The sequence below is a fragment of the Novosphingobium sp. B-7 genome (genome assembly GCF_000410615.1).
GTDB classification, from domain to species: domain Bacteria; phylum Pseudomonadota; class Alphaproteobacteria; order Sphingomonadales; family Sphingomonadaceae; genus Novosphingobium; species Novosphingobium capsulatum.
Genome location: NZ_KE148397.1, coordinates 7,376 through 7,884, shown reverse-complemented (window position 1 = coordinate 7,884; position 509 = coordinate 7,376). Strand labels below are relative to the sequence as shown.

Sequence of the window (509 nt, the reverse complement as noted above, 5' to 3'; positions counted from 1 at the left end):
CCCTATGCCGGCGCCATGCCGCACCGGCACTTTGCTGCGGCATGGCGCGCAGGGTGGACATGAAGGCGCAATCTTTTCTTGCGCAGCAACACTTCTTCACGAAGCCGCACCCATCGCGCAAAAGGCATGGTGTTACCCCGGACACGACCAATTTCACGATCAATTTCCTGCGGAGTGTCCCCCTCATGATCCTCGCTTCCTTCCTCGCTCTGGCGACGCTTTCGGCCCCGGCAGCTCCGCTGCTGGCCGCTCCCACTGCCGCTGCTCACCCGGCCCCGGTGTGCCAGGGCGCGCCTGGCCGTCCCGCGCTGTGCCGCCCCGCTGCCGTCGCCGCGCCGGTGGCGGAACGCACCGATGCAGCCGCTGGCCGTGTCGCCGTGGTGGCCTGCCATCCCGATCCGGGCAAGAACCGCGGTTGTTTCCGCCGCACCGCGATCGGCACTGATGCTGCTCTTGCCCAGAACGCCGTGGTGCGCGAGGATGCGCGCTGAGGCGGCGGTATGATCGAG

At 68.2% G+C, this 509-nt stretch carries 1 protein-coding gene; it reads left to right on the top strand.

Annotation, left to right across the window (positions count from 1 at the left end; all coding sequences use genetic code 11):
- Positions 1 to 185: 185 nt before the first annotated feature.
- Positions 186 to 491 (top strand): hypothetical protein, encoded by a 306-nt coding sequence (locus H926_RS0117220; RefSeq protein WP_108350170.1) that lies wholly within the window; start codon positions 186 to 188, stop codon positions 489 to 491.
- Positions 492 to 509: the final 18 nt, after the last annotated feature.

Bases quoted from the DNA above. Each gene is read 5' to 3' on its own strand.
- H926_RS0117220 (WP_108350170.1), top strand. From the start codon at position 186: ATGATCCTCGCTTCCTTCCTCGCTCTGGCGACGCTTTCGGCCCCGGCA.